Source organism: Alloyangia mangrovi, from assembly GCF_002300555.2.
In the GTDB taxonomy this organism is placed as follows: domain Bacteria; phylum Pseudomonadota; class Alphaproteobacteria; order Rhodobacterales; family Rhodobacteraceae; genus Salipiger; species Salipiger mangrovi.
Genome location: NZ_NTHN02000026.1, coordinates 38,376 through 61,613, shown reverse-complemented (window position 1 = coordinate 61,613; position 23,238 = coordinate 38,376). Strand labels below are relative to the sequence as shown.

The window sequence follows — 23,238 nt, the reverse complement described above, 5'->3', positions numbered from 1 at the left end:
GCGCTAGAGCCCCAACTCCTCGCGCAGCGTCGGCAGCGTGTCGCCCAGGGCCGGCGTCGCCTCCCAGACGCCGCGCGCGATGGCGCGGGCGAGGCAGAGGCTTGCCGCGTGACCGATCTGCGCCAGCTGCCTCACCGGCTCGACAAGCGGCACGCGGCCCGTGGAGCAGGCAAACACAAGGTCCCCGTCCATCGGTGAATGCGCCGGCAGGATCGCCCGGCCGATGCCGTCCTGCGCCGCCACGGCGATGCGATGCGCCTGCGCCTTGTCGATCTGCGCGTCAGTGGCGACCACGGCGATCGTGGTGTTCCCGAGCGCCGCCATCGCCCCCAGCTTGCGGCTCTCCGGCATCTCCCGGTAGCCCGCCGCCGGCTCGGGTCCGAGCCCGCCGAATTCCGCTCCGATCTCGAAGGGCGCCGACCAGAAATGCCGCCCCGAGGGGGTGGTCGCGCTGCCCATCGGGTTCACTGCCACCAGCGCGCCGACCGTGATCCCGCCCTCCAGCACCAGCGAGGCCGAACCCAGCCCGCCCTTGTGCTGCGCGGTCTGCGCACCGCAGCCCGCCCCGCGCGAGCCGAGCTTGAAGTTGCTACCGGCATTGGCCAGCGCCTGCCGCCCAAGCCCGGGGTAGGGGTTCACCCCCCCAATGCTTGTCGCCCCCGTTGAGCAGGTCGAACAGAATCGCCGCCGGCACGATGGGCACCCGCGCCGAGAAGACCTCGAAGCCCCGCCCCTCCTCGTGCAGCGCGTCCATCACCCCCTGCGCCGCCGCCAGCCCGAAGGCGCTGCCCCCCCGAGAGCACCAGCGCATCGACCCCCGGCGCGGATTTGTCAGGTGCCAAGAGGTCCGTCTCGCGGGTGCCGGGCGCGCCGCCCATGACCGAGACCGAGGCCACCATGGGCGCCGCGGCGGTCACCACGGAGACGCCGGATTTCAGAAAGGAATCCTCGGCATTGCCCACCCGCAGGTCGGGCACGTCGGTGATCAGGTTGAGAGGGCCGGGTCGCATGAGTCCACTCCTTGCAGCCACAGGTTGATATTTTGCTGCACTGCGGCAAAAAACAAGGGCGCCCGCTGTCGCAGGCGCCTTTGCAGGTTTCCGTCGGCTCAAAACCGCTACGCCGCCTGCACCCGAAGGAAAAGCGAAAACCCGCGCCCTTCTTCTAGGCAGAAATATCCCGGGGGAGTCCGCGCAGCGGACGGGGGCAGAGCCCCCCCTCCCTTCGCGGGGGTCAGATGCAGCGCCCGCCATCCACCTCCATGCAGACCCCCGTCACCAGCGAGGCCTCGTCGGAACAGAGGTAGAGCGCCGCATTCGCGAGATCCTCGGGGGTCGAGAACCGGCCCATGGGGATGGTCGAGAGGAACTTGGCGCGCATTTCGGGCGTGTCCTCGCCCATGAAGCTCTTCAGCAGCGGCGTGTCTCCCGCCACGGGGTTCAGCGCGTTGACCCGCACGCCGAAGGGCGCAAGCTCGATCGCCATGGCCCGCGTCGCGGTGATCATCCAGCCCTTGGAGGCGTTGTACCAGTTCAGCTTCGGCCGCGGCGAGACCCCCGCCGTCGAGGCGACATTGAGGATCGCCCCGGCGCCACGCTCCTTCATCCCTGCCACCAGCGCGCGGGCCGTCAAGTAGACCGACTTGCAGTTCACCGCCATGACGCGGTCGAAATCCGCCTCGCTGATGTCTTCCATGAAACCCGGCAGATGGGTGATCCCGGCGTTGTTCACAAGGATGTCGACCCGCCCCAGCTCGGCCCCGGCGCGCAGCGCCATTTCCTCGACCGAGGCACCGTCGGCCACGTTCACCTCATGCGCGATGCCACCGAACTCCGAGGCCACCTCCATGGCGCCCTCCATGTTGATGTCGGCAACCATGACCCGCGCGCCCTCCGCCGCGAAACGCCGCGCGATCCCCGCGCCGAAGCCCGAGCCCGCGCCGGTCACGATGGCGGTCTTTCCTTCAAGTCTCATGCCTGTCTCCTCCCTCATTTCCGCGGGTCAGCGCTCAGCCGTGATGCGCCGCCACCGTCTTCAGCACCGAGAAGCCGTAGAGCGCCTCGAAGCCCTTCTCCCGTCCGTGGCCGGACTTGCCGACCCCGCCGAAGGGCAGTTCCACCCCGCCCCCGGCGCCGTAGTTGTTCAGGAACACCTGCCCCACCTTCAGCTTCCTCGCCAGGCGCATCTGCCGCGCGCCATCGCGGGTCCAGACACTGGCGACAAGCCCGTAGGAGGTGCCGTTGGCGATGCGCAGCGCGTCTGCCTCGTCCTCGAAGGGGATGACCACCTGCACCGGGCCGAAGATCTCGTCCTGCGCCAGCGCGTGCTCCGCCGCGACCGGGCCGTAAAGGCAGGGGGCGACGTAATGCCCGCCCTCGGGCAGACCCTCGGCCAGCCGCGCCCGCGCCAGCACCGGCAGGTCTGCTCCCTGCTCGAGGAACCCTTCAACCCGTCGCTTCTGGGCCGCATTGATCAGCGGGCCGATGTCGCGGTCGTCCATGGCGGGACCGACGACCTTGGCCTCGTAGGCGGCGGCCATGCGCGCCATCACCTCGTCGAGGATCTCCCGCTGCACGAGGATGCGCGAGGAGGCCGAGCAGGTCTGCCCGGCGTTCTGCAGCCCGGCGTTGACGAGGAACGGCAGCGCCGCGTCGAGATCGGCATCGGCAAACACCAGCTGCGGGGATTTCCCCCCCCAGTTCCAGCGTCACCGGGATCACGTTGTCCGCAGCGGCGCGCTGCACGGCAGCGCCGGTGGCAACCGAGCCGGTAAAGCTCATGTGCTGCACGCCGGGATGGGCCGACAGCGCCGCGCCCGCCTCGGCCCCCAGCCCCGGGACCACGTTGAGCGCGCCCGCCGGAAGCCCCGCCTGCTGCGCCAGATCGGCGAAATGCAGCGCCGTCAGGCAAGCATCCTCGGCCGGTTTCAGTACGCAGGCGTTGCCCATGGCCAGCGCCGCGCCGACCGAGCGGCCGATGATCTGCATCGGGTAGTTCCACGGCACGATATGTCCTGTCACCCCATGCGGCTCGCGCAATGTGTAGACGGTATAGCCACCGAGATAGGGAATGGTCTCGCCGTGGAGCTTGTCCGCCGCGCCGCCGTAGAATTCGCAGTAGCGCGCCAGCGCCACCGCGTCGGCGCGCGCCTGCGTCAGCGGCTTGCCCACGTCCTGCGCCTCGATCCGGGCGAGCAGGTCGACGTTTTCCAGAACCAGCAGACCGATGCGGGTGAGGATGCGTCCGCGCTCCAGCGCGGTCATCGCCCCCCCATTCCCCATCAAGCGCGGCCTGCGCCGCCGCCACCGCCTCGTCGATCTCTGCCGTGCCGCCGCGGGCAATGCGTCCGATCTCTTCGCCCGTGGATGGATCGCTCAGCGGCAGCGTGTCCGCGGTCTCGCGCCATGTGCCGCCAATGAGCACGCGGGCGCTGTCAAAGGGGCTCCCCTCCGGCATCGTCATCTCCTCCCATGTCCGGCGCCGGAAGTCTCGGCGCCGCCTCCATGAGGGATTTGGTATACCAGTGCTCGGGATTGTCAAACACGTCAGCCGTCCTGCCGCGCTCGACGATCTCGCCCTCGCGCATCACCAGCACCCGGTCGGTGATGCAGCGCACCACGGAAAGATCGTGGCTGACGAAGAGATAGCTGAGGCCCCGCGTCCGCGACAACTCGGCCACCAGGTCGAGGATCTGCGCCCGCACCCGCACGTCGAGCGCCGAGACCGCCTCGTCGAAGATCACCAGCTCGGGCTCGATGATCAGGGCTCGGGCGATGGCGATGCGCTGGCGCTGCCCGCCCGAGAAGGCGTGGATCGGCGCCTCGGCGTGCTCGGGCTTCAGACCCACGGCGGTGAGTGCCGATGCGATCGCGGCTTGCCGCGCCGCACCCCTGGGCGGATCGGGCAGCAGGTGGAAGGGCTCGGCGATGATCCTTGCGACGCTGTGGCGCGGGTTGAACGAGCCGTAGGGATCCTGGAACACCACCTGCACCCGGCGGCGGATCTCTGGGTCGGGCTTGCCGTGCGACAGGATCGGCTTGCCACCCAGGGTGATCGTCCCCGCCTGCAGCGGCTCTAGCCCGAGGATCGCGCGGGAGAGCGTCGACTTGCCGCAGCCCGACTCGCCCACCAGCCCGACCCGCTCGCCGCGGCGGATGTCGAAGCTGACGCCCTTCACGGCGCGGAACTGGCCGCGCGGGGCAAAGAGGCCCTTGCGCGGCAGGGGATAGTCGCGGACCGCCTCCTGCACGCTGAGCAGCGTCTCGCCGGGGGTGATCAGACCCAGCGGCGCCTGATGGCGCGAGGCCTCGAAGAGCTGGCGGGTGTAGGGGTGGCGCTGCTCGGCCAGAACCTGCGCCGTCGGCCCCTGCTCGACGATGCGCCCGGCTTTCATCACCGCGATCCGGTCGGCCATGCCCGCGACCACGGCGAGGTCATGGGTGATCATCAGCATTCCCATCCCCTCCTCGCGCACCAGGCCGGTCAGCAGCTCGAGGATCTGCGCCTGGATGGTCACGTCGAGCGCGGTGGTCGGCTCGTCGGCGATCAGCAGCTTCGGCCGCAGCGCGATGGCCATGGCGATGCCGACGCGCTGGCGCTGCCCGCCCGACAGCTCGTGCGGGTAGCGGGTCGGCGGGATGCGCGCGGGATCGAGCCCGACCCGGGCCATGACCTCGACCGCGCGGGCACGGGCGGCGTCGCGCCCCATCGCCTTGTGGATCAGGATCGTCTCCATCACCTGGTCGCCGATGCGCTGCACCGGGTTGAGCGCGGTCATCGGCTCCTGGAAGACCATGCCCACCTCACGCCCGCGCAGCGCGCAGAGATCGCGCTCGGGCAGGGTCAGCAGGTCGCGGCCCGCGAGCAGCAGGCGACCGGAGGTCTCGGCCCGCTCGGGCAGCAGCCCGATGGCGGCAAGCGCGGTCATAGACTTGCCCGAGCCCGACTCGCCGGTGAGCGCAAGGATCTCGCCCTGCGGCAGGGACAAGGAGACGTCCTGCAGGATCGCGGTGCCGCCGATGGAGAGGGCGAGCCCCTCGACCTGCAACAGCGCCTCCGGTGCCTGCCGCACCGGGGGCTCTGCCCCCAGGCCCCCGGGATATTTCTGCCTAGAAGAAAGACTCATGCGCGGGAGGGCCTCAGGCGGGGATCGAGGGCGTCGCGCAGCCCGTCTCCGAGCAGGTTGAGACCGAGAACCGTGAGCAGGATCGCGAGGCCGGGCACGATGGCCACATGCGGGGCGAGGGACACCATGGTCTGCGCGTCGGCCAGCATCCGGCCCCAGCTCGGCACCGGCGGCTGCGCACCGAGACCGACGTAGGAGAGCCCCGCCTCGGCGAGGATGCCGAGCGAGAACTGGATGGTGCCCTGCACGATCAAGAGGTTGGCAAGGTTGGGCAGGATGTGCTCGACGCTGATCCGCGATGCGCCCTTGCCGGCGACGCGGGCGGCGAGGATGAACTCGCGCCGCCAGTAGCTCAGCGCCGCGCCGCGGGTCAGCCGGGCGAAGACCGGGATGTTGAAGATGCCGATGGCAAGGATGGCGTTGAGCGCGCCGGGGCCGAAGATGGCGGTGATCAGGATGGCGATGACCAGCGAGGGGAAGGCGAAGATCAGATCATTGGTGCGCATCACCAGCTCGTCGAGCCAGCCGCCCTGCCGCGCGGCGGCAGCGAGCCCCAGCGGCACGCCCAGCCCCATGCCGAGGCCCACGGCCACGAGCGCCACGGCGAGCGAGGTGCGCGCGCCGGTCATCACCATGCTCAGCAGGTCGCGGCCGAGCTGGTCGGTGCCGAGCCAGTGCACGGCGGAGGGCGGTTGCAGGCGCGAGGCGATGTCGACCGCCGTAACGTCGCCGGGCGTCCAGACGAAGGAGAGGAGCGCCGCGAAGGTGAAAATCAGGGTCAGCGCGGCGCCGAGGAGCAGGGAGGGTCTCATCGCGGGTGCCTCAGCCTCGGGTCGGCAAGCGCATAGGCCATGTCGGTGAGGAAGTTCACCGCGATCACCGCGAAGACCAGCAGCATGACGACGCTTTCGACGACGATGAGGTCGCGCTGGGTGATCGACTGGAAGATCAGCCGGCCCAGCCCCGGCAGGAAGAAAACCTGCTCGATGATGATCGCCCCTGCCAGAAGGAAGGAGAACTGCAGCCCGAGGATGGTCAGCACCGGGATGAGTGCATTGCGAAGCCCGTGCCGCCAGAGCGCCTGCCGCCGCGAGAGCCCCTTGGCGCGCGCGGTGCGGATGAAATCCTCCGACAGGATGTCGATCAGCGAGCTGCGCATGACCCGGGCGAGGATCGCGGCCTGCGGCAGGGCCAGCGCCACCGCCGGAAGGGTGAGCGATTTCAGCGCCATGAGCGGGCTTTCCCAGCCAGGAAAGCCGCCGGCGCTGAACCAGCGCAGCTTCAGCGCGAAGAGCAGCACCAGCAGCATGGCGAACCAGAAGTTCGGGATGGCGATGCCGAGCTGCGTCGCCCCGATCACCGCCGCATCGCCTGCCTTGCCGCGGCGGGCGGCGGCGTAGATCCCTGCGGGCAGCGCGATCAGAGTCGAGAGCCCCAGCGCGTAGAGCGCCAGCGGCAGCGAGACGGTGATGCGGTCGGCCACCATTTGCGCCACCGGCGTGCGGTAGGTGTAGGAGGTGCCGAAATCACCCGACAGCATGCCGCCGAGCCAGCTCAGGTAGCGCTGCCACTTCGGCAGGTCGAGACCGAGCTCGTTGCGCAGCGCTGCCACCGTGTCGGGCTGCGCATTCAGCCCGAGCATGTAGCTGGCCGGATCGCCGGGGGCGACCTCGACCACCAGGAAGATGACCAGCGACGCCACCAGCAGGGAAAGCGCCAGCGAGGTCAGACGTTTGAGCGCGTAGCCTAGCATGGCGCCACGTTATGCGCAGGTCGGGGCGCGGTCCAGACGCTCAATGCTGGATCGGCTCGAGCGGGTCGTAGCCGAAGCCCCTGCCCCAGGCCACATGCGGCAGGCTGTCCGGCTTGAAGCGCAGCCCCTCCATCTCGGCGCGGGTGACGAAGCGGCGCTCGGTCACCACGCCCTCAGGGTCATGCCAGGCGGAGTCGATCTGCCCCGAGACGAGGCGGCAGCGGAAGAAGATCTCGACCTGGTGGAAGCCGCTGCCCGGATCGTGGAACTCGTTGACCAGGCAGGGCGGGCCGACCCTGACCTCGAGCCCGGTCTCCTCGCGCAGCTCGCGGGCGAGGTTGTCGGGCAACGAGGCCCCGGGCTCGACACCGCCGCCCGGCGCGCACCAGAGGTCGCTCTTGCCGCCAGGCCAGGCGTTGACCAGCAGCAGCCGGTCCTCGTGCAGCAGCACGGCGCGGGCAGCGAGGCGGGGAGATTTCGACATGGGTGACCCTTCGGGCGTGTCCTTTTGCCCCTTTCATAGGGCCGGGCGGGCGCGTATCTCAAGCGCCGACCCCGCCCTGCCCCTTCAGCGCCCGAAGAAAGGCCTCCACCCGTGCTCGACCTGACCCTTCTCAACGCCCCCGTCCTGCGCCCCGAGGGCTGGAGCGACGCGCCGCTTTCCATTGGTGGCGGCCTCCTCGGTGGCAGCGCGGGCAAGGTGGTGGACCTCTCGGGCTTCGAGATCCTGCCGGGCATCGTCGACGCCCATGGCGACGGCTTCGAGCGGCACATGGCCCCGCGCCGGGGCGCGCTGCGCGAGCGTGCGTCCGGGGTTCAGGCCTGCGCCGCCGAACTGGCGGCCTGCGGCATCACCACGGCGGCGCTGGCCCAGTTCTGGTCCTGGGAAGGCGGCATGCGCGGGCCGGAGTTCGCCGAAGAGGTCTTTGCCGCCGTCACCGAGGTCGCGCCCACGGTGCCCATCGACCTTCGCCTGCAGCTCCGGCTGGAGACGCATTTCCTGGACGGCTTCGCCGGGGCCGAAGAGGCGATTGCGCGCTGGGGTATCTCCTACGCGGTGTTCAACGACCACCTGCCGCACCGGCGCCTCGCCGAGGGGCGCAAGCCGCCCCGCCTCACCGGGCAGGCGCTGAAGAGCGGCCGCAGCCCCGAGGCGCATCTGGCGCTGATGATGGGGCTGCATGATCGCGGGGACGAGGTGCCGGCGGCGCTTGACGGGCTCTGCGCCCGGCTGGCGGCGCGCGGCGTGACCATGGGCAGCCATGACGACCGCACCGCCGAGGGCCGTGCCGAATGGCGGGCACGCGGCGTGCGCGTGTCGGAATTCCCCGAGACGGTCGCGGCGGCGCAGGCGGCGCGCGACGCCGGTGAGTTCATTGTGCTCGGCGCGCCCAACGTGGTGCGCGGCGCGAGCCACGCGGGCAATGTCTCGGCGCTGGAGCTCGTGGGGATGGGGCTCTGCGACGCGCTGGCCTCGGATTACCACTACCCTGCCCCGGCGCGCGCGGCTTGGCGCTGCGTGGAGCTTGGGATGCTCGACGAGATCGCGGCGTGGAAACTGGTCTCGGAAGGCCCGGCGCGGCTGCTGGGGCTTAGCGACCGGGGCCGCATCGAGGACGGGCTGCGCGCCGATCTGGTGATCCGCGAACAAGCGACCCGGCGCATCGTGGCGACGATTGCCGGGGGACGCGTGGCCTACATGAGCGGGGATGTGGCCGGGCGCTTCATCGCCTGAAGCGCCCCGGCCGATTTCTGTCTGGAGATCAGCCGCCGCGCACGATGCGGTTGACGTGGCCCATCTTGCGGCCCGCCTTGGCCTCGGCCTTGCCGTAGAGGTGCAGCGCGGTGTCGGCCTCGCGCAGCAGCTCGGGCACCCGGTCCATGTCGTCGCCGATCAGGTTCTCCATCTGCACGTCCGAATGCCGCGCGCCGTCGCCCAGCGGCAGCCCCGCCACGGCACGGATGTGCTGCTCGAACTGGTCGATGCTGCAGCCGTTCTGCGTCCAGTGGCCGGAGTTGTGCACCCGCGGTGCGATTTCGTTGACCACCAGCCCGTCGGGGCAGACGAAGAGCTCGACACCCATCACGCCGACGTAGTCGAGCGCGTTGAGGATACGGCCCGCCAGCAGGATCGCATCCTGCCGGTGCGCCGGGGTGAGGCGCGCGGGCACGGTGGTGGTGCGCAGGATGCCGTCGCGGTGGACGTTCTCGCCGGGATCGAAGCAGGCGACCTCGCCGTCCACGCCGCGCGCCGCGATCACCGAGACCTCGTGGCTGAACTCGACGAAACCTTCGAGGATCGCCGGGGCACCGTTCATCGCGTCGAACGCGTCGGCGGCGTCATCCTTCGACAGGATGCGGGCCTGACCCTTGCCGTCATAGCCGAAGCGGCGGGTCTTGAGGATGGCGGGCGCGCCGATCAGTTCGAGCGCGTTGTTCAGGTCCGCCTCGGTGTCGACGGCGGCAAAGGGCGCGGTGCGCAGACCGAGACCCGAGAGGAACTCCTTTTCGGTCATCCGGTCCTGGCTGACACGCAGAGCCTCGCGGCCCGGGCGGATCGGGCGCAGCGCCTGCAGCGTGTCGAGCGCCTCGGTGGGGATGTTCTCGAATTCGTAGGTCACCACGTCCACCGCTTCGGCAAACCGGGTCAGCGCCGCCTTGTCCTCGTAGGAGGCCGTGGTCACCGCGTGGGCGACATGGCCGGCGGGCGGCTCGGCACCCGGCTCGAAGATATGCGTGCGGTAGCCGAGGCGGCTGGCGGCCACCGAGAGCATCCGTCCCAGCTGTCCGCCGCCGAGAATGCCGATGGTTGCACCTTGGGGAAGAGCGTCAGACATGGGGGCCTCCGTTGCTGGGGTCGGGTTTGGCCGCTTTTCCTGCGGATTGGCGCGGCTTGCAACACCCCTTTGTGTGGCGCGGTGAAGGAGTGCGCCACCGAGGGCGCACCCGAGGCCTCTGCGCCCGCCGGAGGATCAGCCCCGGATCAGTCCCGGACCGGCTCGTCGGGGATCGAGTCCGACAGCGCCTGCCGCCAGTCGTCGAGCCGCTCGGCCAGCGCCGGCTCCTGCAGCGCGAGGATGCCCGCCGCCATCAGCCCGGCGTTGGCCGCGCCCGCCGCGCCGATCGCCATGGTCGCCACCGGAAAGCCGCGCGGCATCTGCAGGATCGAATAGAGGCTGTCGACGCCCGAGAGCGCCCGCGTCTGCACCGGCACGCCGATCACCGGCACCCGGGTCTTCGAGGCCATCATCCCCGGCAGGTGCGCCGCACCGCCCGCGCCCGCGATGATCACCTGCAGCCCGCGCCCGGCGGCTTCCTTGCCGTAGGTCCAAAGCCGGTCCGGTGTCCGGTGCGCCGAGACGATCTTGACCTCGTAGGCCACGCCCAGCTCGTCGAGCATCTGCGCCGCTTCCTGCATCGTGGGCCAGTCCGACTGGCTGCCCATGATGATGCCGACCTTCACCTGTTCCGTCATGTCCGGGCCTCTTTCGCCTGCTGGATCTGCCTTGTGGAGGCGGCACTATAGCCGCGTCGCCCCGGGTGTCCATGCCGTGCGGGCGTTTGCGCGCGGGCTGTGCTACGGGCGGAAAATCGCGTCTTTGCGGCGGCTTCCAGACCCTGCGCGTTTGGCCCCTCGCCCTACCCGTGCCATGGTACCGCCAACAGCGGCGGAAGGGAGAAGGCCATGAAGGTGGGAATCGTGGGTGCGGGCATGGTCGGCTCGGCGGCGGGCTATGCGCTGGCCTTGCGCGGCGGCGCGAACGAGATCGTCCTGGTGGACAAGAGCGCGGCGCTGGCCCGGGCCCAGGCCGAGGACATCGCCCACGCGGTGCCCTTCGCCCATCCCTGCCAGGTGCGCTCGGGTGGCTACGAGCGGCTCGAGGGCGCGGCGATCGTGATCCTTGCCGCAGGCGTGGCGCAGAAGCCCGGAGAGAGCCGCCTGAGCCTCCTGTCGCGCAACGCCGAGGTCTTCGCCCAGGTGATCGAGGGCGTGCAGAGAGCCGCCCCCAGCGCCATGCTGCTGGTTGCCTCGAACCCGGTCGACGTGATGACCGAGGTCGCGCTGCGCGCCTCGGGGCTGCCCGCCGGGCAGGTCATCGGCTCGGGCACCATCCTCGACACCGCGCGCTTCCGCTGGCTGCTGGGCGATCACCTCGGCATTGCCGCGCAATCGGTGCATGCCTACGTGCTCGGCGAGCACGGCGATTCAGAGGTGCTGGGCTGGAGCTCGGCCCGGGCCGGGGCGCTCACCGTGGGAGAGTTCGCCGAACAGGTCCATGCGCCGATCACCGGGGAGGTCCGCGCCCGCATCGACGAGGCGGTGCGCCGCGCCGCCTATCGCATCATCGAGGGCAAGGGGGCGACCTGGTACGGCATCGGCGCCGGGCTGGCGAGGATCGTGCAGGCGGTGCGCGACGATCAGCGGGCGGTGCTCTCGGTCTCGGTGGTTACGCCGCAGGTGCAGGGTGTCGCGGACGTGGCGCTCAGCCTGCCCCGCGTCGTCGGCGCAGGCGGGGTGCTGACGACGCTGGCCCCCGAACTCGATCCCTCCGAGGCGGCGGCGCTGCGCGCCTCGGCCGAGATGCTGAAGGAAACCGCGCTGGGTCTCCACTAGGGGGCGCAAGGGCCTCTCGCGGCCATCTCGCGCGCCCCTCGAAGGCGGCGGTCAGGCGCGGCCGTAGGCTTCCGCCATGGCGATCTGCAGGGCTTCCTCGGCACTCTTGCCGGCCCAGTTGATCAGCTGGAAGCAGGGGTAGTAGCGCTCGGAGGTCATCACCGCCGCGCCGATCATCGTGTCGATCTGCTCGGCGCTGGCCACCTGGCCTCCGGCGAGCACCAGCCCGTAACGGTAGACCATCAGCTTGGACTCCGCCCAGTAGCAGAAGGCGCCCGCCCAGCACTGATCGTTGACCGCGTTGAGACCGGCGTAGAGCTCGGGCAGCGAGTCCGTCGGCGGCTCCATCTCGAAGCTGCAGATCATCCGCAGCGTCTCGTCGTAGGGCGACCATGCGAGGGTGATCGAATAGGTGCGCCATTGCCCCTCGACCGCCATGGCAATCTGGTCTTCGCCGACGCGATCAAAATCCCAGTCGTTGGTCTCGGCAAGGGTCTCGACGATGTCGATGGGGTGCAGCTCTTCGCTCAGAAAGTCTTCGGACAGTGCCATGCGCCACCTCTTATGGTTGTAGCTTCGGGGCTTGGCAGTGCCCCGCTTGCTAGGTGCCTGCTCGTAGAGATGTTGGGGGTAAGCCCTCGTCTCTTACCATATATCGTGCCTGTGGCCTGCACCTCCTGTAAAGCGAAATGTTCGTGACGCACTCAATAAGTTGTGGAGCGATCTGTTATTTAATCAACATGCAGACTCACGGATTGTGGGCAACTCCGGGGAGTCCGGAGGGGGGCAGACTCAAGGTTCCGAGTCTTTTCAGCAGCCTGAGTCGCGCAGTGGACCTGTGGATGAAATCGGAGAAACGGGTGCGCAATCCGGGACAATTCCTGCCGGAAATCGGCTCCGGAATGCGACGCCTCAGAAGTGGAAACCCTCAAAACGCGACACCTTGCCCGCGAAATACCGCATAAGATGAATTGAGCGGGGCACGCCCCCAGCGTCAGGATACCGCCGCCGGGCCGTCACAGGCCGCAAGGACGGGCCGCGCGGCATCAGCTGGGACCACGGTGAAATGCTGCTCAAGCAGCCGCTCACCGCCCGCCTCCAGCGCCATGGTCCAGTCGCCCTCGACCATCTCGTAGGCGTACTCGAAGGTGAAGAGGCTCAGGCTTGGCGCGCCGGGCGAGGCGCCGGTGGTCCAGCTCTCGACCTCGATCCCCCGCGAGCCCATCGGCGGATGCGTGACGATGACCCGCAGCGCCATCGGCGCGGCAGTTTCTGAGAGGGTGAAGCGGATGCCGAAGCTGATCCCCAGCGCGGCGGGGACAACCTCGGTGGCGACATCGACGCGCCGCCCCGGCTCGATGAGGTTGATGATCCCCTGCTCGGTCTCCGGCGCCGGGCGGGCGCCATCGGGGGTCACCTGGCAGATCACGCCGCGCTCGATCAGCATCACCGGCGGCGCGGCAAAAGAAAGGCCGGACCCCGCCAAGGCGGGTCCGGCCAGCATCATGAGGATCGCGGCGAGGCGCATCAGCCGATCGCGGCGGCTTTCACGTCTTCGTCGATGTAGGGCACGTATTGCGCGAAGTTCTCGGCAAACATGTTCACCAGCTTTTGGGCCTGCGCGTCGAAGGCCTCCTTATCCGACCAGGTGCGGCGCGGGTCGAGCAGCAGCTCGGGCACGCCCTCGACCGAGACCGGCACCTCGAAGCCGAAGTTCGGGTCCTTGCGGAACTCGACCTTGGCCAGCGAGCCGTTCAGCGCCGAGTGCAGCAACGAGCGGGTCGCCTTGATCGGCATGCGGTGGCCGGTGCCATAGGCGCCGCCGGTCCAGCCGGTGTTGACCAACCAGCAGGTCGCGCCGTGCTTGGCGATCTTGTCGCGCAGCAGGTTGCCGTAGACTTCCGGGCGCAGCGGCATGAAGGGCGCGCCGAAGCAGGTCGAGAAGGTCGGCTGCGGCTCGGTCACGCCACGCTCGGTGCCCGCCACCTTCGAGGTGAAGCCCGACAGGAAGTGGTACATCGCCTGCGCCGGGGTCAGCCGCGCGATCGGCGGCAGGACACCGAAGGCGTCGCAGGTCAGCATGATGATGTTCTTCGGGTGGCCGCCGAGCGCGGTGGACGACGCGTTCGAGATGTACTCGAGCGGGTAGGCGCAGCGCATGTTGGCGGTCAGGCTGTCGTCCTCGAAGTCGAGCTCGAAGGTCTCCTCGTCGAAGACCATGTTCTCGATGACGGTGCCGAATTTCGAGGTGGTCGCGTAGATCTCGGGCTCTGCCTCGGCCGACAGGTTGATCGTCTTGGCATAGCAGCCGCCTTCGAAGTTGAAGGTGCCGCGGTCGGACCAGCCGTGCTCGTCATCACCGATCAGCACGCGCTCCGGATCGGCCGAGAGGGTGGTCTTGCCGGTTCCAGACAGGCCGAAGAACACGGCGGTGTCGACCGGGTTGCCCGGCGCGTGGTTGGCCGAGCAGTGCATCGCCATGATGCCCTTGAGCGGCAGCATGTAGTTCAGCAGCGTGAAGACCGACTTCTTGTTCTCGCCGGCATATTCGGTGCCGCCGATGAGGATGGTCTTCTTGTCAAAGTTCAGCGCGATGACGGTGTCGGTGCGGCAGTCGTGCTTGGCCGGGTCGGCCTTGAAGCTCGGGCAGTTGATGATGGTGAAATCGGCGAGGAACTCGTCGAGCTGCTCACGCTCGGGGCGGCGCAGCATGTGGCGGATGAACAGGCCATGCCACGCGAGCTCGGTCACCATGCGCACCTTGATCGAATGCGCCGGATCCGCGCCGCCGATGAGGTCCTGGACGTAGTAATCCTTGCCCTTCATGTGCTCGAGCATGTCGGCATGCAGCACGTCGAAGCCCTCGGGAGACATGGCCCGGTTGTTTTCCCACCAGATCTTGTCCTCGACCGAGGCGGTCTTGACCACGTGCTTGTCCTGCGGCGAGCGGCCGGTGAACTTGCCGGTGGTCACGTAGAAGGCGCCGCCCTTGCCCAGCGTGCCCTCGCCGCGCTTCAGCGCGGCCTCGATCAGCGCGGGCTCCATAAGATTGTAATAGACATTGCCCAGCCCTTCGATCCCCTGATCTTCAAGCCGGAATTGCGGGTTCACCCGTCCAAATGTCATCTGCCAAGCTCCTGTAGCCGCTTGTCTGGGCGGCGGTAGTCATTGGGGCGGCACAGTGGCTGCCGTCCACCGGCAGCGCCCGCCACCGGTATCAGAGCCTTTAACATGCTGGGATCGGCCAAGAACAGAAGTCATCCGGGACGTTAGCGCAATCAAAATGGCTTTAGCGTTAGCACCCGTTCAGGCTAGCGTTACCATCGGTCACGGTTTTTGCAACTTGCGCTGGTAAGGTGAGGCATTTTAGCCATTCCTTACCCATTCTGCGCTGCAATTAAGTCGCAGCTCTGTACTGATTCGCGGTATGGGATTGTTGAACAATCCGAAACTTCGCATACTCGGCGAAAAAGAAGGCATAACAGAGCAGTACAAGGATGAAGTGCTATGTCTAAAATCGCCCTGGTGGACGATGACAGGAACATCCTGACATCCGTGTCCATGACACTCGAGGCGGAAGGGTTCGAGGTTGAAACTTACAATGACGGGCAGTCTGCGCTGGATGCGTTCAGCAAGAAGATGCCCGACATGGCGGTTTTCGACATCAAGATGCCTCGCATGGACGGGATGGATCTGCTGCAACGGGTGCGTCAGAAATCCCGCATGCCGGTGATCTTCCTCACCTCCAAGGACGACGAGATCGACGAGGTTCTCGGCCTGCGCATGGGGGCGGACGATTACGTCAAGAAGCCGTTCAGCCAGCGCCTGCTGGTCGAGCGGATCCGCGCGCTCCTGCGCCGTCAGGAAGCCCAGGCTGGTGAAGTGGTTGGGGATACCGAAGACACCAAGCTGATGACCCGCGGTTCGCTCACCATGGACCCGCTGCGCCACGCGGTGAGCTGGAAGGGCAAGGATGTCTCGCTCACCGTTACCGAATTCCTGCTGCTGCAGGCGCTGGCCCAGCGGCCCGGCTTCGTGAAGTCGCGCGACCAGCTGATGGACGTGGCCTACGACGACCAGGTCTATGTCGACGACCGTACCATAGACAGCCACATCAAGCGCCTGCGCAAGAAGATGCGCACCGTGGACGAAGACTTCTCGGCCATCGAAACGCTCTACGGCATCGGGTATCGTTACAACGAAGAGTAAGCGATGGCCCTGGCCGAAAGGATCTCCATGCGCGACGCGGAGTCGGGCGACAGGCAGGATGCCGATGTTGTTCTCGGGGATGACTGGATCGCCCCGGACAGCACCGTCGAAAAGGAATTGCGGGACAGCCGTGCGCGGCGCTCGCTCTTTTCGCTGAATCGCTCCCCCCTCACGCGCAAGATCATCACGTTCAACCTCATCGCGTTGAACGTGCTGGCCGCGGGCATTCTCTGGCTCAATTCCTCGCGCGACACGCTGGCGCTGCAGCGCGCCGATGCGACGCTCGTCCAGGCCGAGCTGATCGCCGATGTCTTCGCGATGCAACTTCCCGAGGGCGCGCCGGTCAGCCTCGGCTCGTCCGACGGCATCGACGTCGCCGCCACGCTGGGGGCGCTCGAGCTGCGCCGCGGCACCGGCGTGATGATCTTCGACACCGGCAACTTCCTCGTCGGCGAGGCAGGCGGCCCGCCGCCCCTGCCCAGCGGCCCCAGCGGGCGCGAGACGATGATCTCGCATATGCTCGACCAGCTCTGGCAGGGCATCTCCGGCGTCTTCGCCTATTTCCAGCAAACCGAGGCTCTGGGCCTCGAGGACCGACTCCGCCAGCAGATCGAGGCGGGCGATCCCGCCACCCCGCGCGTCGAGGCCGGCGTCGGCGAAGAGGGTGAGACCGTCTTCACCGCCTTCGCGCCGATCCAACAGGGCAGCGACATCATCGGCAGCGTCGCCCTTGTCGCCGCCGCCCCCGAGATCGACCTCGCGGTCAGCGCCGAGCGCGAGCGGGTGCTGCAGATGTTCGTCATCGCCACGCTGGTCTCGATCGGCCTCAGCCTGGTGCTGGCCTCGACCATCGCCAACCCGATCTCCGACCTTGCCGATGCCGCCGAGATCGGCCGCGACCGCAACAAGTCGCAGGGCAATTCGCGCCGCATCCGCATCCCCGACCTCACCGCCCGCCCCGACGAGATCGGCCGCCTCTCGGGCGCGCTGCGCGGCATGGTGGCGGCGCTCTACGACCGCATCGACGCCAACGAGCAGTTCGCCGCGGACGTGGCGCATGAGATCAAGAACCCGCTCGCCAGCCTGCGCTCGGCCATCGGCTCGCTGCGCATCGTCAAGAAAGAAGAGCACCGCGACAAGCTGCTCAACGTGATCGAGCACGACGTGCGCCGTCTCGACCGGCTGGTCTCGGACATCTCCAACGCCTCGCGGCTCGACTCCGAGCTGGTCAAGGAAGAAGAACAGGAATTCAACCTGCTCGAGATGCTCGGCAACCTCGGCCAGTTCCTTGGCGAGGACGCGCGCAAGAAGGGCATCGAGTTCATCACCGACCTGCCCGAGAAGCCGATCCGCATCAACGGGCTCGAGCCGCGGCTCGCGCAGGTCTTCGTCAACCTCATCACCAACGCCATCTCCTTCTGCGAGGATGGCGATGCGATCAGGGTCTGGGCCCGCCGCCGCGACAACCGCGTGCTCGTGGTGGTCGAGGACACCGGCCCCGGCATCCCCGAAGAGGCGCTTCAGAAGATCTTCAAACGCTTCTACTCGCAGCGCCCCGAGAACGACTTCGGCAACAACTCCGGCCTCGGCCTCGCCATCTCCAAGCAGATCGTCGAGGCGCATGGCGGGGTGATCTGGGCCGAGAACATCCGCCCGACCGAGGCGGACATCACCTCCGAGCCGCTCGGCGCGCGCTTCGTCGTCGGCCTGCCGATCTGATCCCATGACCGTCCCCGATCCGCTGATCCTGCACGCCACCGCCGTGGCGGTGAACGGGCGCGCGCTGCTGATCCGCGGCGCATCGGGCGCGGGCAAATCCGGCCTCGCGCTCGAGATGATGGCGCGCGGGGCGCAGCTGGTCGCCGACGACCGCGTGGTGCTGACGCTGGCGGCAGGTGCCCTCTGGGCCAGCCCCCCCTGCCCTGCTCGCCGGGATGATCGAGGCGCGCTTCCTGGGGCTGCTGCGGGTCGACCACCTGCCCCGTGCCGAGGTCGTCGCCGTGCTCGATCTCGACACACCGGAAACCGAACGCCTGCCCCCGCATCGGGAAATCGTGCTGCAGACGCGAAATCTCCCATTGCTTCACAATGCCGCGCACCCCTATTTTCCCGCAGCGCTCGTTCAATATCTGAAAGGCGCAACAAGGGATCCGCGTGATGGATGACTCGCCCAAAGGACCCCAGCACGTCGTGCTGGTGACCGGCCCCTCGGGCGCCGGGCGCTCCACCGCGATCAACGCGCTGGAGGATTTCGGCTTCGAGGCGATCGACAATATCCCGCTGGGGCTGATCCCGCGGCTGCTCGAGGGCCCGGCGCTGGACCGCCCGCTGGCGCTCGGCGTCGACATCCGCAACCGTGATTTCACCGTCGGGGGGCTGCTCTCGCTGCAGGCGGCGCTGGCCGAGCAGCCGCAGATCAGCCCGCAGCTACTCTATCTCGACGCCGCGCCGACCGTGCTCGCCCGGCGGTATTCCGAGACCCGCCGCCGTCACCCGCTCGCCCCCGACAGCGCCTATACCGAGGGCATCACCCGCGAGTTGGCGCTGCTCGAACAGGCCCGCGCCGCCGCCGACATCCTCATAGACACCTCCGAGATGAGCCCGCACGAACTGCGCGCCCAGCTCGCAAGCTGGTTCGCCGGGGAGCAGGCGCAGCAACTCGCGGTTTCGGTCGAGAGCTTCTCCTACAAGCGCGGCCTGCCGCAGGGGCTCGACATGGTCTTCGATTGCCGCTTCCTCGACAACCCGCACTGGGTGCCCGATCTGCGCGCCCTCAGCGGGCTCGACGCACCGGTGCAGGCGCATGTGAAAGCCGACCCGCGCTTCGATCCATTCATGCTAAAGGTGATCGACCTCGCGCTCTTTCTCCTTCCGGCCTGCACGGATGAGGGCAAGGCGCATCTCTCTTTCGGATTTGGCTGCACCGGCGGGCAACATCGTTCCGTCACCGTGACGGAAACCGTCGCGCGTGCCCTTGCGGAGCAGGGCTGGCAGGTGTCAACTAGGCACCGGGAACTCGAACGCCGCGGCCAAGCCGCCAAGGGCGTGGCAACTGGACTGGACGAGAGGTCGCAGGCGTGATCGGCATCGTGATCGTGGCGCATGGTGGGCTGGCAAAGGAATACCTTTCGGCCGTGGAACACGTGGTTGGCGTGCAGCCCGGAATCATGGCCATCTCCATCGAGGCCGAGCATGACCGCGCCAAGAAGCAATCCGAGATCTGCGCTGCCGCCGACAGCGTCGATACCGGCGACGGCGTGGTGCTGGTCACCGACCTCTTCGGCGGCTCGCCCTCGAACCTCAGCCTGCTCGCCTGCCAGCCCGAGAACCGACGCATCCTCTACGGCATGAACCTGCCGATGCTGATCAAGCTCGCCAAGACTCGCCAGCTGTCGGTGCCGGACGCCGTGCGCGGCGCGCTCGAGGCCGGCCGCAAGTACATTGACAGCCAGAACGTCAGGCCCGATCCGGTCTAGGACCGCATCCCGAGCCCCGCGATGGCCCCGCAACCAAGAGTTTGAAGATGAGTGATACCTCTGTTCGCCGCGTGCTGAACATCGTCAACGAAAAGGGGCTGCATGCCCGTGCCTCCGCCAAGCTGGTCGAGGTCGTCGAGGGATTCGACGCCCATGCCGAGGTCTCCAAGGACGGCATGAGCGCCGGCGGCGACAGCATCATGGGGCTTTTGATGTTGGCAGCTTCCAAGGGAAGCTCTATTGAAGTCGAAACCTCGGGCCCCGACGCCAAGGCGCTCGCCGATGCGCTCGAGGCGCTTGTCGCCAACCGCTTCGGCGAGGACAACTGACGCGCGGACCGGTCGCATGACACAGCAGGGGAGGCACATGCTCGACAGCTATGACGCCCCGGCCAAGGGGGACACCGCGGCGCCGCAGCCGACCGCGGCTCCGCCAGCGCCCTATGACAAGCGCAAGCTCAGCTACGCCAATACCTTCACCAACCCCTGGAAGGCCAACACCATCCGCGCGCTGGAGTGGACGACCGGGAAGCTGCCGCTGATCCGCCTGGTGCGCCGCTTCGAGCGCGAAGGCGTGCCCGAGGGGCAGGATTTCTGGGCGCAGGCGTTGCGGATGATGCGCATCGAGCTGCAGACCCCCGCCGAACAGATCGCCCGCATCCCGCAGGACGGCCCGGTGATCGTCGTTGCCAACCACCCGCATGGGCTGGTCGACGGGATGATCCTCGCCGAGCTGATCGGCCGGGTGCGCACCGACTACCGCATCCTCACCCGCTCTCTGCTGACGGGGGTGCAGGAGATCGCCGAGTTCATGATCCCGGTGCCCTTCCCGCACGAGGAGACGGCGCGCGAGCAGAGCCTCGAGATGCGCGCCACGGCCATGGACCACCTCAAGCGTGGCGGGGTGATCGCGCTGTTTCCGTCTGGCGTGGTGGCCTCGTCCGGCTCGATGTTCGGCAATGCCATCGAGGCCGTGTGGAATCCCTTCACCGCCAAGATGATCCAGCGTTCGGGCGCCACCGTGGTGCCGATCTACTTCCCCGGCCAGAACAGCCGGGCCTACCAGATCGCCAACCGCCTCTCGCCGACGCTGCGCCAGGGGCTGCTGATCCACGAGGTGATCCACGCCTGCGGACGGCCGCAGGCACCGGTGGTCGGCGCCCCGATCAGCCCCGAGGAGGTGCGCGGCTGGAGCGGCAACCAGCGCGAGTTCGTCGCCTGGCTGCGGGACCGGACGCTGGCACTGAAGGGCTAGGACGCAGCAAGGGGGCGCTGCCCCCTCGGCGCTGCGCGCCTCACCCCCGGGATATTTCGACCTAGAAGAAAGGCGCCGCGGATCAGCGGGTCGGGACGGGCTCGTCGCCGCGGTAGTCGTAGAAGCCGCGCTTGGTCTTGCGGCCGAGCCAGCCGGCCTCGACGTATTTGGTGAGCAGCGGGCAGGGGCGGTACTTGGTGTCCGCCAGACCGTCGTGCAGCACGTTCATGATCGCGAGGCAGGTGTCGAGACCGATGAAATCGGCCAGCTCGAGCGGGCCCATCGGATGGTTGGCGCCGAGCTTCATCGCCATGTCGATCGAGCGCACGTTGCCGACACCCTCGTAGAGCGTGTAGACCGCCTCGTTGATCATCGGCACCAGGATGCGGTTGACGATGAAGGCCGGGAAATCCTCGGCCGAGGCGGCGGTCTTGCCGAGGTTCTCGACCACCTTGAGGCAGGCCTGGTAGGTCGGCTCGTCGGTGGCGATGCCGCGGATCAGCTCGACCAGCTGCATCACCGGCACCGGGTTCATGAAGTGGAAGCCGAGGAACTTCTCGGGCCGGTCGGTGCGCGAGGCGAGCCGGGTGATGGAAATCGAGGAGGTGTTCGAGGTCAGGATCGTGTGCGGCAGCAGGTGCGGCACCAGCCCCTCGAAGATCTTGGTCTTCACCGACTCCTGCTCGGTGGCGGCCTCGATCACCAGATCGGTGTGGGCGATCTCGACCTTGTCGAGCGTGGTGGAAATCTTCGCCAGCGCGGTATCGCGGGCCTCGCCCGAGATCTTCTCGCGGCTGACCTGGCGGTCGAGGTTGCGGGTGATCAGCTCGACCGCGGCGTCGAGCGCCTCCTGGCTGACGTCCGACAGGCGCACCTCGTAGCCCGCAAGCGCCATGACGTGGGCGATGCCATTGCCCATCTGACCCGCGCCGATGACACCGATGCTCTTGATTTCCATGCGCCCTATCCTGCTTTGATGCGCGGCAACCTTATGCCTCCGCGCCAGCCCGCCGCAAGCCGGGGTGCGGCAATTTTTGCCTGCATTTTCGCATTAGCGAATTGTTGGGGCGGGTGGCTGATCCTGACGCCGGGTGAATGGGAATCAGATTGGGGGACGTCATGTCCGTTGCCGGGTCCTTTCAGGGTGCGCTGGAATATTTTCCGTGTCGCTATGGCCGCTCGCGCCTGCTGTTCCGCGGCCCCAAGCGGGCGCTGGACGCGCCCTATGTCGCCTTTCTCGGCGGGGCCGAGACCTTCGGCCGTTTCGTCAAGGCGCCCTTCCCGGCATTGGTCGAGAGCGCGCTGGCAGAGCGGGCGGAGATATCGGAAAACGCGGGCGGAGAGGCCGAGGGGGCCACCGCCCTGCCCTGCGTCAACCTCGGCGTGGTCAATGCCGGGATCGATCTCTACCTCGGCGATCCGGCGGTGCTGAACCTTGCCGCCCGCGCCGAGCTCTGCGTCATCCAGGTGATGGGGGCGCAGAACATGTCGAACCGCTTCTACGGCGTGCACCCGCGGCGCAACGACCGCTTCCTGCGCGCCTCGGACCGGTTGCAGCAGCTTTTCCCCGAGGTGGATTTCACAGAGTTCCATTTCACCCTGCACATGCTGGGCCGGCTGCGCGAGATCTCGGAGGCGCGCTTTGCCGAGGTCACCGCCGAGCTGCGGCTCGCCTGGGTCGCCCGGATGAAGCACCTGCTGACGCTTCTGGGCGGGCGGGCCGTCCTGCTATGGGCCGCCGGTCACACGCCGCCCGACACTCATGTGAACGCGCTTTCGCCCGCCCCGCTCTTCATCGAGCGCGGTATGCTCGAAGCCCTCCGACCCCGCGCCGCCGCGCTGCTGGACCGCCCGCTCTCTGCCGCCAGCATGGGGGCCGGGACCGAGGGGATGGTCTTTGCCGATTTCGATGCCGGCGCCGCCGCCGAGGCACTGAGCCCCGCCGCACATGCCGAGATCGCCGAAGCCCTGCATCCGACGTTGACCCGGCTGCTCGCCCAGCGCGCCTGAACGGTGCGCCTGAACGACACGCCGGAGCCCGCCCCGCCCGCAGAACGGACGGGACGCGGCAGCTTCGGCTCAGCTCGGGAAGATCGAGAGCTTGCCGCCCAGCTCCGCGAGGCGGCCCCAATGGGCGCGGTAATCCTCGCTGGCCTTCTGGAAGAAGGCGCTCTGAATGTGGATCAGCTCGCCGGGCGTCTTGCAGTGCAGCATCCTGTGCTGCGTCGCCACGTCCTCGCGCACCCGCTCGGCGGTGAAGCTCTGCAGCTCGGCGCCGATGTCGAGCATGGTTTCGACAATCGCGGTGGTCGCATAGGGCTCGAGATCCCAGCTCATCCGCAAGTGGCGCTCGGCGAGGGGCTCGGTCGCGGCGGCCGGCACAGCCGGCTTTGCGGCCGGTTTCGACATGGCCGGTTTTGCCGGGGCGGGCTTCGCGGCGGCCTTGGCCGCGGGTTTGGTCACGGGCTCGCTCGATTCGGCAAGTTTCGCGACGCTGCGGCGCGGCGTGGACTGCGGCTTGGACGCGGGCTCTGCAGGGGCGGGTGCCGCAGCCTCCACTGGCGCGGGAGGGGGCGTTTGCGGGGCCTCGGGGGCAGGTGCCGGGGTGGCAGCCATGGCCTCAGGTGCCTCTTTTGTCACGGAAGTTGCGGTCTTGGCCGGGGTCACCTCGGCGGGCTTCACCGGCGTGCGGCGGCGCGAGCTGCTGCCCCGCGACGAGGTCGACTGGCTGCGCGTGGTGGTCTTGCGGGGGGTCGGCTTATCCATGTCTGGGCTCCTTCCAAGCAGGATAGAATTGCCCCACCCT

General features: G+C 68.2%; 22 protein-coding genes and 3 pseudogenes. 11 read left to right on the top strand and 14 right to left on the bottom strand.

The genetic code is table 11. The features are described 5' to 3' along the window. Positions 1-3 precede the first annotated feature (3 nt). The 7 genes and pseudogenes from CLG85_RS14920 to CLG85_RS14890 all read right to left on the bottom strand — a co-directional run bounded on the left by CLG85_RS14920 (position 4) and on the right by CLG85_RS14890 (position 7,362). Positions 4-1,010 (bottom strand): annotated as a pseudogene (locus tag CLG85_RS14920) (P1 family peptidase). 223 nt (positions 1,011-1,233) lie between these two features. Then, positions 1,234-1,974 (bottom strand): SDR family oxidoreductase, encoded by a 741-nt coding sequence (locus CLG85_RS14915; RefSeq protein ID WP_095880576.1) that lies wholly within the window; start codon positions 1,972-1,974, stop codon positions 1,234-1,236. Positions 1,975-2,008: 34 nt separating this feature from the next. Beyond that, a pseudogene (locus tag CLG85_RS14910) lies at positions 2,009-3,456 on the bottom strand (aldehyde dehydrogenase family protein). Beyond that, positions 3,434-5,125, bottom strand: coding sequence for an ABC transporter ATP-binding protein (locus CLG85_RS14905; RefSeq protein WP_260349479.1), 1,692 nt, complete (start codon positions 5,123-5,125; stop codon positions 3,434-3,436). Before CLG85_RS14905 ends, CLG85_RS14910 begins: the two are co-directional and overlap by 23 nt. Continuing rightward, positions 5,122-5,937 carry an ABC transporter permease gene (locus tag CLG85_RS14900; RefSeq protein WP_224846275.1) on the bottom strand — a complete coding sequence of 272 codons (816 nt, stop codon included), beginning with the start codon at positions 5,935-5,937 and terminating at the stop codon, positions 5,122-5,124. Before CLG85_RS14900 ends, CLG85_RS14905 begins: the two co-directional genes overlap by 4 nt. Further along, positions 5,934-6,878, bottom strand: a complete 945-nt coding sequence (locus CLG85_RS14895) for an ABC transporter permease (RefSeq protein ID WP_224846274.1) — start codon at positions 6,876-6,878, stop codon at positions 5,934-5,936. Before CLG85_RS14895 ends, CLG85_RS14900 begins: the two co-directional genes overlap by 4 nt. A 40-nt stretch (positions 6,879-6,918) precedes the next feature. Beyond that, positions 6,919-7,362, bottom strand: a complete 444-nt coding sequence (locus tag CLG85_RS14890) for an NUDIX domain-containing protein (protein WP_095884406.1) — start codon at positions 7,360-7,362, stop codon at positions 6,919-6,921. 111 nt (positions 7,363-7,473) lie between these two features. Between CLG85_RS14890 and CLG85_RS14885 the strand changes: the two genes are divergently transcribed. After that, the gene (locus CLG85_RS14885) at positions 7,474-8,613 is read left to right on the top strand and encodes an alpha-D-ribose 1-methylphosphonate 5-triphosphate diphosphatase (protein WP_260349477.1); all 1,140 of its coding nucleotides are present in this window, start codon (positions 7,474-7,476) and stop codon (positions 8,611-8,613) included. A gap of 28 nt (positions 8,614-8,641) precedes the next feature. Here CLG85_RS14885 and CLG85_RS14880 read toward each other — a convergent pair whose 3' ends face one another. Both CLG85_RS14880 and purE read right to left on the bottom strand, forming a co-directional pair. After that, positions 8,642-9,715 carry a 5-(carboxyamino)imidazole ribonucleotide synthase gene (locus CLG85_RS14880; protein WP_095882329.1) on the bottom strand — a complete coding sequence of 358 codons (1,074 nt, stop codon included), beginning with the start codon at positions 9,713-9,715 and terminating at the stop codon, positions 8,642-8,644. Between the two features lie 146 nt (positions 9,716-9,861). Then, positions 9,862-10,353 carry a 5-(carboxyamino)imidazole ribonucleotide mutase gene (gene purE, locus CLG85_RS14875; protein WP_095882330.1) on the bottom strand — a complete coding sequence of 164 codons (492 nt, stop codon included), beginning with the start codon at positions 10,351-10,353 and terminating at the stop codon, positions 9,862-9,864. 210 nt (positions 10,354-10,563) lie between these two features. On the opposite strand from purE, the gene CLG85_RS14870 reads away from it, so the two are divergent. Next, complete coding sequence (locus CLG85_RS14870) at positions 10,564-11,493, top strand: L-lactate dehydrogenase (protein ID WP_095882331.1); 930 nt, start codon at positions 10,564-10,566, stop codon at positions 11,491-11,493. Positions 11,494-11,544: 51 nt separating this feature from the next. Here CLG85_RS14870 and CLG85_RS14865 read toward each other — a convergent pair whose 3' ends face one another. From CLG85_RS14865 to CLG85_RS14855, 3 genes are all read right to left on the bottom strand, one after another. Continuing rightward, positions 11,545-12,045 (bottom strand): type III secretion system chaperone family protein, encoded by a 501-nt coding sequence (locus tag CLG85_RS14865; protein ID WP_095882332.1) that lies wholly within the window; start codon positions 12,043-12,045, stop codon positions 11,545-11,547. A gap of 442 nt (positions 12,046-12,487) precedes the next feature. Then, positions 12,488-13,021: a DUF3859 domain-containing protein gene (locus CLG85_RS14860; RefSeq protein WP_095882333.1), complete on the bottom strand. Its 534-nt coding sequence runs from the start codon at positions 13,019-13,021 to the stop codon at positions 12,488-12,490. Further along, entirely contained in the window at positions 13,021-14,619 is a 1,599-nt protein-coding gene (locus tag CLG85_RS14855; RefSeq protein ID WP_095882334.1) for a phosphoenolpyruvate carboxykinase, read from the bottom strand. The genes CLG85_RS14860 and CLG85_RS14855 overlap by 1 nt, the downstream gene beginning before the upstream one ends. 381 nt (positions 14,620-15,000) lie before the next feature. On the opposite strand from CLG85_RS14855, the gene CLG85_RS14850 reads away from it, so the two are divergent. The 8 genes and pseudogenes from CLG85_RS14850 (at position 15,001) to CLG85_RS14815 (ending at position 20,432) form a co-directional block, all read left to right on the top strand. Beyond that, positions 15,001-15,702, top strand: coding sequence for a response regulator transcription factor (locus tag CLG85_RS14850; RefSeq protein ID WP_092426129.1), 702 nt, complete (start codon positions 15,001-15,003; stop codon positions 15,700-15,702). 3 nt (positions 15,703-15,705) lie between these two features. Then, positions 15,706-17,421, top strand: coding sequence for a sensor histidine kinase (locus tag CLG85_RS14845; protein WP_095882335.1), 1,716 nt, complete (start codon positions 15,706-15,708; stop codon positions 17,419-17,421). 4 nt (positions 17,422-17,425) lie between these two features. After that, positions 17,426-17,533, top strand: a pseudogene (locus tag CLG85_RS14840) (serine kinase); the annotation flags it as partial. 103 nt (positions 17,534-17,636) lie between these two features. Next, positions 17,637-17,867 (top strand): hypothetical protein, encoded by a 231-nt coding sequence (locus CLG85_RS14835; protein WP_260349491.1) that lies wholly within the window; start codon positions 17,637-17,639, stop codon positions 17,865-17,867. Continuing rightward, complete coding sequence (gene rapZ, locus CLG85_RS14830; RefSeq protein ID WP_095882337.1) at positions 17,860-18,783, top strand: RNase adapter RapZ; 924 nt, start codon at positions 17,860-17,862, stop codon at positions 18,781-18,783. Before CLG85_RS14835 ends, rapZ begins: the two co-directional genes overlap by 8 nt. Next, on the top strand, positions 18,780-19,178 hold the full coding sequence (locus CLG85_RS14825; protein ID WP_095882338.1) for a PTS sugar transporter subunit IIA: 399 nt from the start codon (positions 18,780-18,782) through the stop codon (positions 19,176-19,178). The genes rapZ and CLG85_RS14825 overlap by 4 nt, the downstream gene beginning before the upstream one ends. A 47-nt stretch (positions 19,179-19,225) precedes the next feature. Then, a complete protein-coding gene (locus tag CLG85_RS14820) occupies positions 19,226-19,507 on the top strand; it encodes an HPr family phosphocarrier protein (RefSeq protein WP_095882339.1) in 282 nt (93 codons plus the stop codon). Positions 19,508-19,523: 16 nt separating this feature from the next. Further along, positions 19,524-20,432 (top strand): lysophospholipid acyltransferase family protein, encoded by a 909-nt coding sequence (locus CLG85_RS14815; protein ID WP_375796927.1) that lies wholly within the window; start codon positions 19,524-19,526, stop codon positions 20,430-20,432. A gap of 82 nt (positions 20,433-20,514) precedes the next feature. Here the strand turns inward: CLG85_RS14815 and CLG85_RS14810 are convergent, their stop codons facing one another. Further along, positions 20,515-21,390 (bottom strand): 3-hydroxybutyryl-CoA dehydrogenase, encoded by an 876-nt coding sequence (locus CLG85_RS14810; RefSeq protein WP_095883513.1) that lies wholly within the window; start codon positions 21,388-21,390, stop codon positions 20,515-20,517. Between the two features lie 161 nt (positions 21,391-21,551). Here CLG85_RS14810 and CLG85_RS14805 point away from each other — a divergent pair, with 161 nt between their 5' ends. Continuing rightward, complete coding sequence (locus tag CLG85_RS14805; RefSeq protein ID WP_095883512.1) at positions 21,552-22,442, top strand: DUF6473 family protein; 891 nt, start codon at positions 21,552-21,554, stop codon at positions 22,440-22,442. Between the two features lie 69 nt (positions 22,443-22,511). On the opposite strand, the gene CLG85_RS14800 is transcribed toward CLG85_RS14805, so the two are convergent. Next, the gene (locus CLG85_RS14800; protein WP_260349474.1) at positions 22,512-23,198 is read right to left on the bottom strand and encodes a phasin family protein; all 687 of its coding nucleotides are present in this window, start codon (positions 23,196-23,198) and stop codon (positions 22,512-22,514) included. Positions 23,199-23,238: the final 40 nt, after the last annotated feature.

What these genes read in the sequence shown, in the direction of transcription:
- CLG85_RS14915 (WP_095880576.1), bottom strand. Translation starts at nt 1,974, where the DNA reads ATGAGACTTGAAGGAAAGACCGCCATCGTGACCGGCGCGGGCTCGGGC.
- CLG85_RS14905 (WP_260349479.1), bottom strand. Translation starts at nt 5,125, where the DNA reads ATGAGTCTTTCTTCTAGGCAGAAATATCCCGGGGGCCTGGGGGCAGAG.
- CLG85_RS14900 (WP_224846275.1), bottom strand. Translation starts at nt 5,937, where the DNA reads ATGAGACCCTCCCTGCTCCTCGGCGCCGCGCTGACCCTGATTTTCACC.
- CLG85_RS14895 (WP_224846274.1), bottom strand. Translation starts at nt 6,878, where the DNA reads ATGCTAGGCTACGCGCTCAAACGTCTGACCTCGCTGGCGCTTTCCCTG.
- CLG85_RS14890 (WP_095884406.1), bottom strand. Translation starts at nt 7,362, where the DNA reads ATGTCGAAATCTCCCCGCCTCGCTGCCCGCGCCGTGCTGCTGCACGAG.
- CLG85_RS14880 (WP_095882329.1), bottom strand. Translation starts at nt 9,715, where the DNA reads ATGTCTGACGCTCTTCCCCAAGGTGCAACCATCGGCATTCTCGGCGGC.
- purE (WP_095882330.1), bottom strand. Translation starts at nt 10,353, where the DNA reads ATGACGGAACAGGTGAAGGTCGGCATCATCATGGGCAGCCAGTCGGAC.
- CLG85_RS14870 (WP_095882331.1), top strand. Translation starts at nt 10,564, where the DNA reads ATGAAGGTGGGAATCGTGGGTGCGGGCATGGTCGGCTCGGCGGCGGGC.
- CLG85_RS14865 (WP_095882332.1), bottom strand. Translation starts at nt 12,045, where the DNA reads ATGGCACTGTCCGAAGACTTTCTGAGCGAAGAGCTGCACCCCATCGAC.
- CLG85_RS14860 (WP_095882333.1), bottom strand. Translation starts at nt 13,021, where the DNA reads ATGCGCCTCGCCGCGATCCTCATGATGCTGGCCGGACCCGCCTTGGCG.
- CLG85_RS14855 (WP_095882334.1), bottom strand. Translation starts at nt 14,619, where the DNA reads ATGACATTTGGACGGGTGAACCCGCAATTCCGGCTTGAAGATCAGGGG.
- CLG85_RS14850 (WP_092426129.1), top strand. Translation starts at nt 15,001, where the DNA reads ATGTCTAAAATCGCCCTGGTGGACGATGACAGGAACATCCTGACATCC.
- CLG85_RS14845 (WP_095882335.1), top strand. Translation starts at nt 15,706, where the DNA reads ATGGCCCTGGCCGAAAGGATCTCCATGCGCGACGCGGAGTCGGGCGAC.
- CLG85_RS14835 (WP_260349491.1), top strand. Translation starts at nt 17,637, where the DNA reads ATGATCGAGGCGCGCTTCCTGGGGCTGCTGCGGGTCGACCACCTGCCC.
- rapZ (WP_095882337.1), top strand. Translation starts at nt 17,860, where the DNA reads ATGGATGACTCGCCCAAAGGACCCCAGCACGTCGTGCTGGTGACCGGC.
- CLG85_RS14820 (WP_095882339.1), top strand. Translation starts at nt 19,226, where the DNA reads ATGAGTGATACCTCTGTTCGCCGCGTGCTGAACATCGTCAACGAAAAG.
- CLG85_RS14815 (WP_375796927.1), top strand. Translation starts at nt 19,524, where the DNA reads ATGACACAGCAGGGGAGGCACATGCTCGACAGCTATGACGCCCCGGCC.
- CLG85_RS14810 (WP_095883513.1), bottom strand. Translation starts at nt 21,390, where the DNA reads ATGGAAATCAAGAGCATCGGTGTCATCGGCGCGGGTCAGATGGGCAAT.
- CLG85_RS14805 (WP_095883512.1), top strand. Translation starts at nt 21,552, where the DNA reads ATGTCCGTTGCCGGGTCCTTTCAGGGTGCGCTGGAATATTTTCCGTGT.
- CLG85_RS14800 (WP_260349474.1), bottom strand. Translation starts at nt 23,198, where the DNA reads ATGGATAAGCCGACCCCCCGCAAGACCACCACGCGCAGCCAGTCGACC.